This is a genomic window from Candidatus Omnitrophota bacterium (genome assembly GCA_023819145.1).
Classification (GTDB): Bacteria; Omnitrophota; Gorgyraeia; order DTHP01; family DTHP01; genus JBFWKV01.
On sequence record JAMWCW010000018.1, the window covers coordinates 1 to 14,256 of the forward strand.

Consider the following 14,256-nt stretch of genomic DNA (forward strand, 5'->3'; position numbering starts at 1 on the left):
TTTTTCTTAAGCGCAGTTCTTTTTTTTCTTAAATATAAAGCCAAAAGAAAAAAAATCTCTCTATTTTTTTTCTGGGTAAGTCTGGCGCTTACTTTTCTTACCAAGGGTCCAGTGGGGCTTCTGCCTCTTTTGGTTATGATTATCTATCTCTTTTTTGAAAAAGATATTTCTCTTTTAAAGGAAATATTCTGGAGTAAACTTTATTTTCTTTTTCTTTTCTTGGTGTTAGGTCTTTCCTGGTATTTATTCTTAGTTTTTAAATTTGGTTTTTCGGAAACATTTTCTTTATTTCGCTACGAGACAGTAGAAAGGTTTAGCCGAGGTTATATTCACCGCGCATCAGTTTTTTACTTTTTTCCAATAGTTCTTTTAGGGTTTTTACCTTGGACGGTTTTTCTTCCCTGGTTGAGAGTTAAATTTTCTTCTATGAGGTTTCTTGTTATTTGGTTTATGGTAGTGTTTTTATTTTTTAGCCTTTCGCGTTCAAAGATTCCCACCTATATCCTTTCTCTTTTTCCCTGCTTAAGCATTATACTTGCTCAATTCTGGGAGAGTAATTTCTCAAGGCTGGAGAGGCGTTTTTCCCGAAAGATTATTTTTTCAATGATTATTATTTTCACTTTTCTAATTATTTCCCTCTTATGCACAAGGATGTTCTTAAAAGAGAAATACAATCTGGCGATAGATGTTTTTTATCCTGTCTTTTTAGTTATGGTTATAAGCGTGGTTGCTTTATGTTTTGCCTTGCGCCGAAAATTCTTTTCTGTGTTTTTAACTATTTCTTTTCTACCGCTGGTTTCCCTTTTTCTTTTTTATCAATTCTTTGCGCTTGATTTAGGTAGTTTTCGCTCTACCAAAGCTTTACTCTACTCGCTAAAGGAAGAGATTAAAAATGATGACACTGTTCTTGCCTACAACTTCCCAAAACCCAGCCTTGTTTTTTATCTCCAGAGAAAAGTATTCTTTTTACAGGATATTTCGGAATTGTTATTTTATTTAGAAAAAGAAAGAAGTCCTCTTTGGATATTTATTAGGGAAGAAGATTATGCCTTGCTAAAAAATAAGTATAATTTTATAATAAAGAGCCAAATCCGTAACCAAATACTCTTAAAGAATTGTTTTTGATAAAATAACCATTGACGGCACAGAGTTAAATTGCTATGATTTAATTTCTCTATCTTGTTTAGTTCGTTTAAGTATGTTTAGTTACTTTCAATAGTTATAACATCAGGTTCGTAAGAATAACTAACTTACCGGAATTCTCATGGCTTAGAGTTTCGGATTTCGAGTTTGGAGTTTGACATCTATGTTTCACTGGAACCGCACAAAAATTATTGCTACCATTGGTCCGGCTTCTTCTTCTCCGGCGGTGATGGAGGAACTTATCTCGTCAGGGATAGACATTGCCCGCATAAATCTTTCCCACGGAGATAAAGACCAGCACTTTAATTTAGTCCGAGCCTTGCGTCGGGTAGCTAAAAAACTCAATTCTCCCTTAGGAATTCTTGTTGACATTCCTGGTCCCAAAATAAGGTTAGGTTTGTTAGAAAAGAGGGTAATTTCCTTAAAAAAAGGAGACATTTTGACCTTCACCGCTAAAAAGATTCTTGGTAATGAAGGAAATTTGAGTCTTAATTATCCTCGCGTATTAGGAGGCATAAAGAAAGGAAGTTTTATCTATTTAAATGATGGTTTGATAAAATTGAGAGTTTTAAAGGCTAAAGATAGAGAGGTGGTTTGTCGGGTAGAGAATTCAGGAGAAATAATGTCGGGGAAAGGAGTAAATATTCCTGGTGTTTTACTTGACGATTATATAAAAGAAAAAGAAATGCAGGATAAACTTATTTTTGCCTTGGGTTTAGAACCCGATTTCCTTGCTCTTTCTTTTGTAAAGGATAAGCACGATTTGCTTAAAGCAAGGAATTTTTTGGGTAGAAAGGCAAAAGAAATTTTTCTCATTGCTAAGATTGAAAAAAAAGAGGCAGTAAAAAATATCGATGCGCTCATTGCCGAAAGTGATGGGATAATGGTAGCAAGAGGTGATTTGGGTGTAGAAACCTCGCTGGCAAAACTTCCTTTTCTTCAGAAGGAGATTGTTGAGAAGTGTAATTTGAGAGGGAAACCGGTGATTGTTGCTACCCAGATTTTATCTTCAATGGTTTATAGTCCTCTTCCTACCAGAGCCGAAGTTACCGATATTGCTAATGCCATTCTTGACGGTGCAGATTGTCTGATGCTTTCTGAAGAAACTGCCGTTGGTAAATATCCCCTAGAAGCTGTTTGTACTTTGCGAAAAGTTGCACTTATTACCGAGAAGAAATTCCCTTATCGCAAATATCTTACGCAGAGAATAGTTAAGAAAATTTCTTCTTTAGAAGCAGTTTCTTACTCTTGTGTAGAGTCGGCATATCACCTGGATGCAAAGGCAATAGTTGTTCCTACTTATAGTGGAGAGACCGCCCGTTGGGTTTCTAAGTTTAGACCAAAAGCAACTGTCTTTGCGCTTACTTCTGGCCGAGATGTTTTAAGAAAGTTAAATATTTTCTGGGGAGTATATCCTGTTCTTTTCCCTTTAAGAGTATCTCTGGAGAATTTACCGAAAAAAGTTGAAAGTTTGCTTAATAAATTGAATGTCCACATAAAAAGTGGTGAAAAAATTATCATTACTGGTTCCAATCCCATGGGAAAAGAGGGGAGTACTAATCTTATCCAAATCCACCAGCTTAAATAATCCAACAAACAGGCATTGCTTAAAATGTCTTTTAAGAAAGGGGAGGAGCGAAATGAAAAAGACGGTAAGGAATGATTTTACTACCGAAGAACCCTGGAGAATTTTTCGTATCATGGCAGAATTCGTAGAGGGTTTTGAAGTTCTTTCTACGGTGGGTCCAGCAGTATCCATCTTTGGTTCTTCGCGTATTAAACCTCATTCAGAATATTACCGTATAGCCGAGGAGCTTGCTTATCTCTTAGCCAAAGAGGGTTATGCGGTAATTACCGGAGGTGGCCCCGGGATAATGGAAGCAGCCAATAAAGGGGCAAAGCGTGCGGGAGGGAAATCCATCGGTTTAAATATTGAGGTTCCTATTGTGCAGAAACCTAATCCCTATGTTGGGGAATTGCTTAACTTTAAGTATTTTTTCTGTAGAAAAGTAATGTTTGTAAAATATGCCAAAGCATTTGTAATTTTCCCCGGTGGTTTTGGTACGCTTGATGAATTGTTTGAAGCCCTTACCCTTATTCAGACAAAGCGCGTTTTCTCCTTTCCGGTAATCATCATGAGTAAAAAATACTGGCAGGGTTTAATTAACTGGATAGAAAATACCATGCTTAAGGAGGATTGCATCACGAAAGCAGACCTTAAACTCTTTAAAATCGCTGATTTTCCTAAAGAAGCATTAGCGATAATAAAGAATTTTTATAAGTAAAACTCTCAACTTAAGATTCTAAGTTTATTAGAATTTCGGATTTCGAGTTTATCCGTGTTATGCAGAAGATTATTGCCAAATACAGTAAAACCGGTCCGATGATTTATATCTCTCAATTGGATTTGTTAAGAGTTTTTCAACGTGCTCTTCGTCGGGCACAGGTTCCCTTTGTGCTTACCAAAGGATTTAACCCCCGACCGCGAATAAGCTTTAAACGGGCTTTAAAATTGGGAGTAGAAAGCTTTGACGAGGAGGTTACCTTTTATCTGGAACCACCGCTTGAACCTGAATTGTTTCGGCAGAAATTACAAAAGGAACTTCCCCAAGGTATTGAAATTCTCTCCGTAAAAAGTGAATTTTGAAAATTTGTAATTAGAGTTTCGGATTTAGAGTTTTAAACAATTATGTCCCGAGATATTTTAATCAATGTTGAGCCTAAAGAAGTAAGGGTTGCGGTGGTAACGGAGCATAAACTTACAGATTTCTTTGTGGAGCGGAAAGACACCCAGCACATCGTGGGCAATATTTATAAGGGTAAAGTTACCGCTGTTGTGCCGGGAATAGGTGCAGCTTTTGTAGATATCGGATTGGACAAAAACGGTTTTTTATATGTCGATGATGTCTTAAAACCCCCTTTTGAACTAGAAGAGGATTTTTTAAGCGAAGAAGAAAATAATCCTTCCGCCTTTCACAAAAAAGATTCTATTGAGGCAAAATTAAAAGTAAACGATGATATTTTGGTTCAGGCCATTAAAGAACCCTTAGGGAAAAAGGGTCCGCGTCTTACGACCCATATTAGTATTCCCGGTAAGCACTTGGTGTTTATGCCCAACGACCCTCGCACAGGGATTTCCCGGAGAATTGCCGATAAAAAGGAGCGTGAGCGCATCAAACTTATCTTAAAGAAGTTAAACATTCCTTCTGGAACCGGCCTCATTGCCCGCACCGCAGGAGAAAAAGCAGAGGAGCGCGATTTTGTGAGAGACCTACATTTTTTGCTTAAGGGCTGGGAGAGAATTTCTCGCTTAAGCAGACGCGTAAGCTCTCCTTATCTTCTCCATGCAGAGAGTGAGTTGATTATCAGGATATTGCGCGATTTTTTTACTGAAGAAATAGGTAATGTTTATATTGATTCCCGAGAGGAATATCGTAAGGCGTTACATTTTACAAACTATTTTTCTCCACATTTAAAAACAAGATTGCGCTTCTATCAAGAAGAAGTTTCCCTTTTTACAAAAATGGGGATCGAGAAAGAAATTGAGAAACTCTATAAGCGGATAGTTCAGCTTAAAAGTGGTGGATATATAGTCATTGAACAGACAGAAAGCCTTGTTTCTATTGATGTAAATTCGGGTAAATTTGTGGGAAAACCCGGTAAGGGCAAAACTCTTGAGGAAACCGCTTTTATTGTGAATAAAGAAGCAGCGGAAGAAATTGCTCGCCAGATTCGTTTACGCAACTTAGGAGGTATCATTATCATTGATTTTATTGATATGGTTCTTGCCGAAAATCGTGATAAGGTGTTTCGTGCTTTCAAAGATTTTCTGAAAGAGGATAAGGCAAAAATTAAACTCTATCCCTTTTCTCAGTTTGGGCTTATTGAGATGACCCGTGAGAGAAGAAGAAGTAGTATTGAAAGTGTCTTTTATGAGAAGTGTCCTTACTGTCAAGGTTTAGGTCATGTTAAAACTATTTCTACTTTGGCTAACGAAGCCCTAAGAAGGCTGAAGCAAACGCTTACTGAAAGTAAAAGAAGAAAAATTACTCTCTTTGTGCACCCTGATTTAGCGCATAAACTTTCAGGAGAATATTCGCGCTTTATCCGTCAGATAGCCAAGAAACATCGCTCAAATATTGAGATTAAATCCGACGCAAATTTGCACATTGAAGAAATAAACATCCGTTAAATTCCTTTGACTTTTTTGTTTAATTTTTGTTACGATAGATAAAAATTATAGTTTAACTAAAATTTTAAAAAAAATAGGAGGAGTAAAAAATGTATAAAAATACAGTAATATTTTTAATAGTGTGTTTTGTATTTCTTACCGGCTGCGCCTCTTTTTCTTTTCAAAAAAGAACACCTGCGGAAGAAGCGCTTCTACCTGCGCCTTTACTTAAATTTGCCGATGTTCCTGTTCCTCAAGGGTTCAAACTTATTGCTAATGAGTCCTTTATTTTTCAGAATGAAAACGGCCGGGTCGGTCTGTTGCGCTATAGTGGTTCTCCTACCGCAGACTTGGTAGTTAATTTTTACCGTGAGCAGATGCCCCAATACGGCTGGTTCCTCCTTAATATCGTGGAATATGGAAGAAGGGTGCTTAATTTTGAGAAACAGGAAGAGTCTTGTATTATCACTTTAGAACCCACGACTACCAAGACCATCATTAGCATTTCTCTGGCACCCAAATCCAAAACACCTGCTTTGAAAAAGAGCGAATCGCATAGCCTAACGGTTAAGTAATAGGTGAGGAACATATCGCTTTTTATTTCTCTGCGCCGAATAACCCAGATATTTTTCCTCTTTCTTTCTATCGGTTTTATTAGAAAAATTCTTTACTTTGATCCTCTGCTTAGTCTTTCTTTGATTTTTTCAACACGCAATTTGGCAAAATCATTTTTTGTCTCTCTTTTTATTTTAATTTTCACCATTGTTCTGGGAAGATTCTTCTGCGGTTGGTTTTGTCCCTTAGGCACTTTAAACCAAGCGGTTTCCTATATTTCAAAAAAGTTATTCTTCAAAAGAAGGAAGGAGCTTTATCATCCTGCCCAGAAAATAAAATATTTTATAACTATTGTTCTTTTGCTTTTAGCCATTTTTAGAATAAATCTTGCTGGGCTCTTTAGCCCTGTGGTTATTTTTTATCGCGGGTTTTATCTTATCGGCAGGGCGCTTTTTTCTCTATTTATTTTCCTGAATAAATATTTAAATATTTTTTCTATTGACCGCATCTTTTATTGGTTGGAGTGCAATATTGCAGATTTTTCTCCTCAATCTACGCGGTTAATTTCTGTGGTTAGTTTAGGGTTTATTATGATTTTGGCATTTAATTTATTTACCACGCGTTTCTGGTGTCGCTTCTTATGTCCGTTAGGAGGGTTTTTAGGGGTTATTTCCCGCAAAAGTATATTGCATATTCTAGGAAAGGGAAATTGCACTGGTTGTTTAAGATGTATAGAATTTTGCCAAGGGACTTGCAATCCCCACCTAAAAGAGAAATGGGTTAAACAGGAGTGTCTCTTTTGTATGCATTGTCTAAATTGTCCAGAAAAGAATTTGCAGTTGGGCACAAGGATATCTAAAGCCCACTTGCAGCGGTTGAATTATCAAAAAGTTGATTTTAGCCGGAGAGAATTTCTTTATACTCTGGGAGGGAGTGTTCTTTTTTATCCTTTGCTTAAATTCGGTTTTAAAAGAAGTATATCTTTGAAGGTCATTCGTCCCCCTGGAGCTATTGAAGAAAATGATTTTTTAAATCAATGTATCCGCTGTCAGGCCTGTATTAAACATTGTCCCACGCAATTTCTTCAGCCTCTTTTATTTGCAAGGGGTATTTCGTCTTTATTTACTCCCTATGGCAATGGTAGGATTGGCTATTGTAAATACACTTGCCATCTCTGTGGTATCGTTTGCCCTACGGGTGCGCTTAAGAATTTAACTCTTTCCCAGAAACAAAAATTTAAGATTGGGACTGCCTTTATTGATAAAAAACGTTGTCTTGTGTATGAGAAAGGAATAAATTGTTTAGCCTGTTATCGGCATTGTCCTCTTCAGGATAAGGCGATTATTTCTGTGAATATAGGAAGAGGTTTATCTGGACCAGAAATAGTTCCTGAAAGTTGTATTGGCTGTGCTCTGTGTGAGAACATTTGTCCCGCAGAAGCTATAAAGACTAAAGCAATTTAGGTTATGCACTATTTTTTGTGCGAGGGTTGGTTCATTTTGGAATAAATAATCCGCGTAATCTTTGTTTTTAATTTGAGAATCAGTGTAATCTGTGTCTTAAAATCTATGTAATTGCTGTTTTAAAAAAGATATTGACAGATAAGTATAGAATTGTTATAATTTTGGAAAAATAGAAAGGAGGGGGAAATGTTTAAAAACAAAGGTTTTACCTTGATTGAGTTGTTGATTGTTATTGCCATTATTGGTATTTTGGCCGCAGCAATTTTGCCCCGCTTTACCTCTTTCAATATTCAAGCAAGAACCAATACCACGCGGTCTAATTTAGCTGCCTTGCGTGGTGCCTTAATTCAGTATCGCGCCAATGAAGGAGACTGGCCTTCCAACTTAACGGCATTAGTTCCGGTATATATTGAAAAGATTCCCCTTGAATTGCTTTCTTCTGCTACCGGAAGTAGCAGTGTAACAATTGCCAATACTTCTGACGCTGCCGGGATGAGTAACACCGCCTTAAGGAATGCTACTGCCAGCGGTTGGATTTATGGTAATTATAATGCCACCGGCGATTCTACTTCTAAAGGTAGAACCATTCTTCCCGCAAGAACAGTGGCTGCAGATGGTTCTACGAGCACTAATGATTGGTAGGAATAAAGGTTTTATTGCGCCTTTTTTTGATTAATAAAAGAGAATAGTTCTAAAAGAGAAACAAAAGGAGGAACTGTTATCGCAAGAAGTAAGAGATTGATAGCAGGTTTTACTTTAATTGAATTACTAATTGTTATTGCCATTATTGGCATTTTAGCTTCTGCAGTTTTACCCCGCTTTACCTCTTTTAATATCCAGGCACGGACGGCTACTACGCGCGCAAACCTTTCTGCTTTAAGAGGGGCTTTGATTCAATATCGTGCTGCCGAAGGAGACTGGCCTTCCAACTTAACGGCATTAGTTCCGGTATATATTGAAAGGATTCCTTATGAATTAATTTCTAATGCTACAGGTAATAACAATGTGATAGTTGCCAATACTTCTGACGCTGCCGGGATGAGTAACACCGCCTTAAGGAATGCTACTGCCGGCGGTTGGATTTATGGTAATTATAATGCCACCGGCGATTCTACTTCTAAAGGTAGAACCATTCTTCCCGCAAGAACAGTGGCTGCAGATGGTTCTACTACCACCAATGATTGGTAGGGGTTTTCTATTTTATGCTTGATAAAAGGGTGCGTGTTCTTCTTATTTTTTCCTGCCTTTTCTTAATCTTTGTTTATTCCCTTCGCAATCTCTTTGATTTAGATATTTGGCTTCATTTAAAGACTGGAGAATATATTTTAAAAAATCTTCAATTTATCCGCGCAGATTTCTATTCCTACACTGCGGAAGGGAATCCTTGGCTTAACCTCCACTGGCTTTTTCAGGTTTTTGTTTATTTGATACAGCGCTATTTTGGCTTTGCGGGGATAATTATTGTTAAAACCATTTTTATTATTCTCGCTTTCTTTATTCTTTTTCGCATTGTTTATAAAAAAGAAAACTTTTTCTTCTGTATTCCTTTTTTTCTAATTGCCATTTTATCTTCCAAAGAGAGATTTTATGAACGTCCGGAATTTATCAGCTTTCTGTTTATTTCTCTCTATCTAAAGATTATTTACGATTTTCGTTTTAAAAAATCAGAATCTCTTTTTTTCCTACCTTTTCTACAAATTCTTTGGACAAATCTTCATGTTTTTTCATTTGTAGGGTTAGGAATATTAGTCGTTTTTCTAATTGGGGATTTAATTTCTTGGAAAATTACTCTTCCGTGGGATTGGAATAAGAACCATATCTTAAAGCATAGAGATTATTTTCTTTTTTTAAGGATATTCTTCTTATGTGTCTTGGCAAGTTTAATCAATCCTTTTGGATACAAAGTATTTTTTCTTGTCTTAGAACTGGTACGTTTTATGGGCAACCATCAAGAGATTCTTGCCGGCGGTATAAGTGAACTTATCCCCCCTTTTTCCCGCACTGGCTTCTTTTCTGGAGGGTATTTTTGGTATAAAATTCTTATTTTTTTGAGTCTTATTACTTTTCTTTTGCGTTTTCGAAGAATAGACCTAACCCATTTTTTTCTTTATGTTACTTTTCTCCATCTTTCTTTAACCTCGATTCGCAACATTGTTCTTTTCAGCATGCTCGGTTATGTAATTTCTATAGACAATTTAAATAATTTTTTATTCTATACAAAACCCTTCCCCAAGACAAAAGTTATTAATTTCTTAAGGTTCTTGATGAAATCTGCCATTTATTTATCTGTTTTGATTATCGTGACTATTACTGTTTACCAAGAATTTACTTTTACTTATTATATGGAGGGTAAATTAGAGAAGAAATTCGGTTTGCATAAATCTTGTTTTTACCCTGATGGGCAAATTGATTTTATTATAAATAATAATATTCGGGGAAATATTTTTAATTCTTTCGGTTTTGGGACTTACTTGATTTATAGATGTTTTCCTGAAAGAAAGGTTTTTATTGATGGAAGAACCGGCGTCTACGGGGAAGAATTCTTGCGCTATTATACGGATATTTATCTCTATCCTGCTACCTTGGAACACATGTTTGATAAATACAAAATTGACTATATTCTTTTGGATATTAAGGCAGCTTCCCTATTTAAGAGAATTTATCAAGACAAAACGCATTGGCGCTTGGTATATTTTGGACATAATGGAGCGGTCTTTATAAAAAACAAACCCGATTATAAGAAACTGATTGAAAAGTATGAAATTGAATTAGAAAAACTTCCGCTAGATCCAGTGGGGGAATACAAAAATCTAAGAAAAAGGCCTTTTCCCATCTCTTGCTTTTCTAAAGGTGAGCTTTTTTTGAATCTTGGATTATATAGGCGTGCGGAAGAAGAGTATCGTTTGGGACTACAGATAAATCCCCGAGTGGAGGGTTTTTACAATAATTTAGGTGTTGTTTATCAAAACGAGGGAAGAATTGATTTGGCAATAGAATATTATAAAAAAGCTCTGGAGAGAAACCCTAATTTGTTTAATTCCCTTTTGAATTTAGGAGCAATTTATCAAGAAAGGGGAGAGTTAGAGAATGCTTTAAAGCTTTATAAAAAAATTCTTCCTCCGCGTTTTGCTCCCAATGCTACTCTCTATAACCATTTAGGAGATATCTATCGCCGGAAAGGGCTCCTGCGCGAGGCGCTTTTATACTTTGAGCGTGCTATTTCTTTGGAACCGGAGCGCTTTGAATTCTATTATAATCAAGGATTAGTTTTACTGGATATGGGACGAGTGAATCATGCTCTGGATGCCTTTTATAAAGCAAGAGACCTTGAACCAAGCTCAGCTATTATATATAATAATATTGCTGCCTGTTTTATAGCATTAGGAAGATATCACCAGGCAGAAAGAGAATTGAAACGCGCTTTGGAATTAGACCCCAATTTAGAAGAGGCAAAAGAAAACTTAAAGAAACTGCCCCTAAAATAATAAAACAAACATGCGGTATGCGAAATATAACCTTATTTTGTTGATTTTTATTTTGGGGTTAGTGGCTGTTTTATCCAGCTCCAGAGTTTGGGACTTAGATATCTGGATGCATTTAAGGACGGGAAAATATATTTTAGATAATCTTAAAATTCCCAAAGCCGATATCTATTCCTATACCTCCCAAGGACATCCTTGGTTTAATTGCGATTGGTTTTTTGGTCTCATTAGCTATTTAGTCTATAGAATAGGGAAACTATCTGGGCTGGTTATTTTAAAAATTATTGTTTTCCTTTCCATCTTTTCTTTACTATTCTTCTTCCTGCTTAAACAATCCAAGAATTATTTCTTAAGTTTAGTTTTATTATTTTTTACGGTATTGGTTTGTAAAGGAAGAATAGTAGAAAGGCCGGAAATGTTCAGTTTTCTATTTGCCTTAATTTATCTTTATATCATTTTTAAATTCCGGAAAGAAAATACAAAACTCCTCTGGATAATTTTACCCTTACAAATTATCTGGGCAAATCTTCATATCTTTGCTTTTTTAGGTATTATTATTTTCTGGATTTATCTTATTTTTGAATACATTAATCTAAAAGTCAATCTTCCCTGGGAATGGAATAAATCTTCAGTAATTAATAAAGAGAAGTTTAAAATTTTCTTCTGTGTAGGATTATGGTTAATTATTCTCACCAGCCTTAACCCCTGGGGGGTAAAGATTTTTTATGAGTATTTCTCTACTTTTAGTTTTGTGCATAAGCACTTAGATATTTTCCCCGGCGGGATTATAGAGTTAAGACCGCCCTTTGTTGAAGGAGGTGTGTTTAACCTTGACCTTATCTATTACAAAATTTTGATTCTTGTTTCGCAAATATCATTTCTAATTAATTATCGGAAGATAAATCTGGGAAACCTCTTTGTGTATTTTCTTTTTCTCTACGCTTCGCTTATTGCCATCCGCAATATTGCTTTTTTTAGCTTAGTTAGCATGCCAATTATTATGGAGAATTTAGTAAGTTTCTATGGACATAAAGGAAGTCTTTTCCCAAAATCTCCACGTTGGGGAAAAGTTTTTCTCTTATTTATTATTAGTGTATCCTGTTTGTACTTTATTCTCGAGACGCTTTTTTCTGCTTTTACAATGCACGGGAAATTGGAATACCGCATAGGATTTAAGAAAGAAAGCCCCATTCATCCCCGTGAGGCAATTGATTTTATCTTGGAAAACGATATCCGTGGAAACGGTTTTAATAATTTTGGTTTTGGTGGGTACTTTATCTGGCGTGCTTGGCCTAAGTTGAAAGTTTTTGTGGACGGAAGAACCGGTGTTTATGACGAAGAGCATCTATTTTTCTATGCTGATGTCTTTATGTATCCTTATATTTTTGACCAGCTGGTTGAAGATTATAAGATTAATTATTTTTTGTTGGATATAAACTCAAGTAATGTTTTGCTCAACCGTTTGCTGAAGGATAGTAACTGGAAATTTGTTTTCTTTGATGCCAACGCTTTGGTTTTTGTAAAGAACAGTGAGGAAAACAGGGCAGTAATTGAAAAATATGCGATTGATTTCAATAATTGGATTGACCCTGAGCCTGCCGTAGAAATAAAGACCTTTCCTTTCAGACAAAAAAGAATTTATCCTCTTTCTTATTTCAAAAAAGCTGTGTTCTTTGACTTAATTGGAAGACGGGATTTAGCGCGTCTTGAGTACGAAAAGGCAGTAAAAGTTAATCCTTACATTGCGGAAATTTATAACAATATAGGAGCGCTTCATCAGGCAGAAGGAAATCTTGAGAAAGCCATTGATTATTATGAGAAGGCGCTTTTAGTTAATCCTAATCTTCCTTCTACGCATGCTAATTTAGGTTTTATCTACGAGAAATTGGGCAAGAAAGAGGAGGCGATAAAAGAATACAGAATGGCTACCTCGGGTAGAGGTGGGCTCTCGGCGGAGGCGCATAATAACTTGGGTTGCATCTATTTTGAGAAAGGACTTTACCGTAAGGCAGTAAGAGAATTCAATATAGCCATCAGTATAAACCGGGGGAGAGCAGAGTACCATTTCAATATCGGTTCTGTATTTCAAGCAATGGGGCTGTTTGAACAGGCAATAGCTTCCTACCGGGAAACCCTTCGGCTTGACCCCAATAATCTTCAGGCATACAACAATTTGGGTTTTTGTTATTCAGTCAAAGGAGAAAAATTGAAAGCAAAGCGCAGTTTTGAGAAAGCCTTAGAGATTGACCCCGAAAACGAAACCGCAAAAAATAATTTAGAAACTTTAAAATAAGTTATAGAATTCCATAATTGAGTTATTGGTTCTAGGCTTAGATTAGCTAAAATGTAAGTCTTGTTTAAAATCTTTCAGTTTTTAATTGAATAGTATATTGCTAAGTCATATAATAAGAATTGCTGAAAAGTTAAAGTAGCCGAGGTGATAGAAATTAAACTTAATTCAGTTAAAGAATTACCGAAGGCATTTATATCTGATAAGCAACTTAAGAGGCGTGTCTTTTTTTTGTTTGACGCTGGTATTCAAAATAGGCTAGGATTAAAAGACCGACAAGAATTACTAAAGCACCAATTATTATTTCCATTGTTCTTCACCTCTTTCTGTAGGATAAATAATTATTCCCCTAAAGATAAAGAGTATACTCATAGAAGAAATTTGTCACAATCTAAATAATCTGTCAAGGTTTTATTTGGTTTGATACATCATATTTAATTATGAGACGTAAGATTATTTTAAAAGGGAATATAACGGCATTTACCCTCATTGAGCTTTTGGTGGTTTTAATTATTATTGTGGTGATAGGAAGTGCCATCATCGGCCGTATGTTGAGTGGTATTGATCGGGCAAAACTGCAGGCCGCAGGAAGGCAAGTAGTTAGCCATATACGCCTGGCGCAAGAGAGAGCAAAATTGGAGCAGAGGAATATTACCGTGGAGCTCAGTGCGGAGAATGAGACCTATAAGGTCTATCAGGCAGGGCTAAATTTTGATGGAACGGATGATATTGTTGTGTCCGATAATGCCAATTTAAGACCATCTGTATTTGCTGTTGAGGCATGGGTTAGAAGTACCGCTAATGGTGCATGGCAAGGCGCTGTTTCTAAAGAGAGAAATTTAGGGACAGGAGGTTGTCCTGGCTATAATTTAAACAAAGATCAAAGCACAAACAAGTTAAGAATGATGATCGGTAATAACACTACTTATACATATGTTGTATCTGATAGTGCTTATACCGATACTAATTGGCATCATGTAGTAGGTATTTATGATGGTATAAAAGGATATCTTTATATCGATGGAGTGAAACAAGTAAATGAACAAACTATCACTGTCGAACATACAACAGATAATTTATATATTGGAAGATATTATACAAATTCTACAAGCATTAGATGGCAAGGTGATATTAACGAAGTCCGCATCTACA

At 36.1% G+C, this 14,256-nt stretch carries 12 protein-coding genes; all 12 read left to right on the plus strand.

Features of this window, described 5'->3' with window-relative positions; all coding sequences use genetic code 11:
- Positions 1-1,125 (plus strand): hypothetical protein (locus tag NC818_07205; GenBank protein ID MCM8784528.1); only part of this gene is annotated, 1,125 nt, incomplete at its 5' end.
- A 181-nt stretch (positions 1,126-1,306) separates the two neighbouring features.
- Complete coding sequence (pyk, locus tag NC818_07210; protein MCM8784529.1) at positions 1,307-2,731, plus strand: pyruvate kinase; 1,425 nt, start codon at positions 1,307-1,309, stop codon at positions 2,729-2,731.
- A 52-nt stretch (positions 2,732-2,783) separates the two neighbouring features.
- Positions 2,784-3,428, plus strand: coding sequence for a TIGR00730 family Rossman fold protein (locus NC818_07215; protein ID MCM8784530.1), 645 nt, complete (start codon positions 2,784-2,786; stop codon positions 3,426-3,428).
- Between the two features lie 59 nt (positions 3,429-3,487).
- Complete coding sequence (locus NC818_07220; protein ID MCM8784531.1) at positions 3,488-3,790, plus strand: TIGR03936 family radical SAM-associated protein; 303 nt, start codon at positions 3,488-3,490, stop codon at positions 3,788-3,790.
- 42 nt (positions 3,791-3,832) lie between these two features.
- Positions 3,833-5,335 (plus strand): Rne/Rng family ribonuclease, encoded by a 1,503-nt coding sequence (locus NC818_07225; GenBank protein MCM8784532.1) that lies wholly within the window; start codon positions 3,833-3,835, stop codon positions 5,333-5,335.
- 89 nt (positions 5,336-5,424) lie between these two features.
- Complete coding sequence (locus NC818_07230) at positions 5,425-5,889, plus strand: hypothetical protein (GenBank protein ID MCM8784533.1); 465 nt, start codon at positions 5,425-5,427, stop codon at positions 5,887-5,889.
- 3 nt (positions 5,890-5,892) lie between these two features.
- Positions 5,893-7,332, plus strand: a complete 1,440-nt coding sequence (locus NC818_07235) for a 4Fe-4S binding protein (protein MCM8784534.1) — start codon at positions 5,893-5,895, stop codon at positions 7,330-7,332.
- Positions 7,333-7,518: 186 nt separating this feature from the next.
- Positions 7,519-7,974, plus strand: coding sequence for a prepilin-type N-terminal cleavage/methylation domain-containing protein (locus NC818_07240; protein MCM8784535.1), 456 nt, complete (start codon positions 7,519-7,521; stop codon positions 7,972-7,974).
- A 96-nt stretch (positions 7,975-8,070) separates the two neighbouring features.
- The gene (locus NC818_07245) at positions 8,071-8,520 is read left to right on the plus strand and encodes a prepilin-type N-terminal cleavage/methylation domain-containing protein (GenBank protein MCM8784536.1); all 450 of its coding nucleotides are present in this window, start codon (positions 8,071-8,073) and stop codon (positions 8,518-8,520) included.
- 14 nt (positions 8,521-8,534) lie between these two features.
- A complete protein-coding gene (locus NC818_07250; protein MCM8784537.1) occupies positions 8,535-10,817 on the plus strand; it encodes a tetratricopeptide repeat protein in 2,283 nt (760 codons plus the stop codon).
- 10 nt (positions 10,818-10,827) lie between these two features.
- Positions 10,828-13,107: a tetratricopeptide repeat protein gene (locus NC818_07255; protein ID MCM8784538.1), complete on the plus strand. Its 2,280-nt coding sequence runs from the start codon at positions 10,828-10,830 to the stop codon at positions 13,105-13,107.
- A gap of 437 nt (positions 13,108-13,544) precedes the next feature.
- Positions 13,545-14,256, plus strand: a 712-nt coding sequence (locus NC818_07260) for a LamG domain-containing protein (GenBank protein MCM8784539.1), incomplete at its 3' end; no start/stop codon positions are given.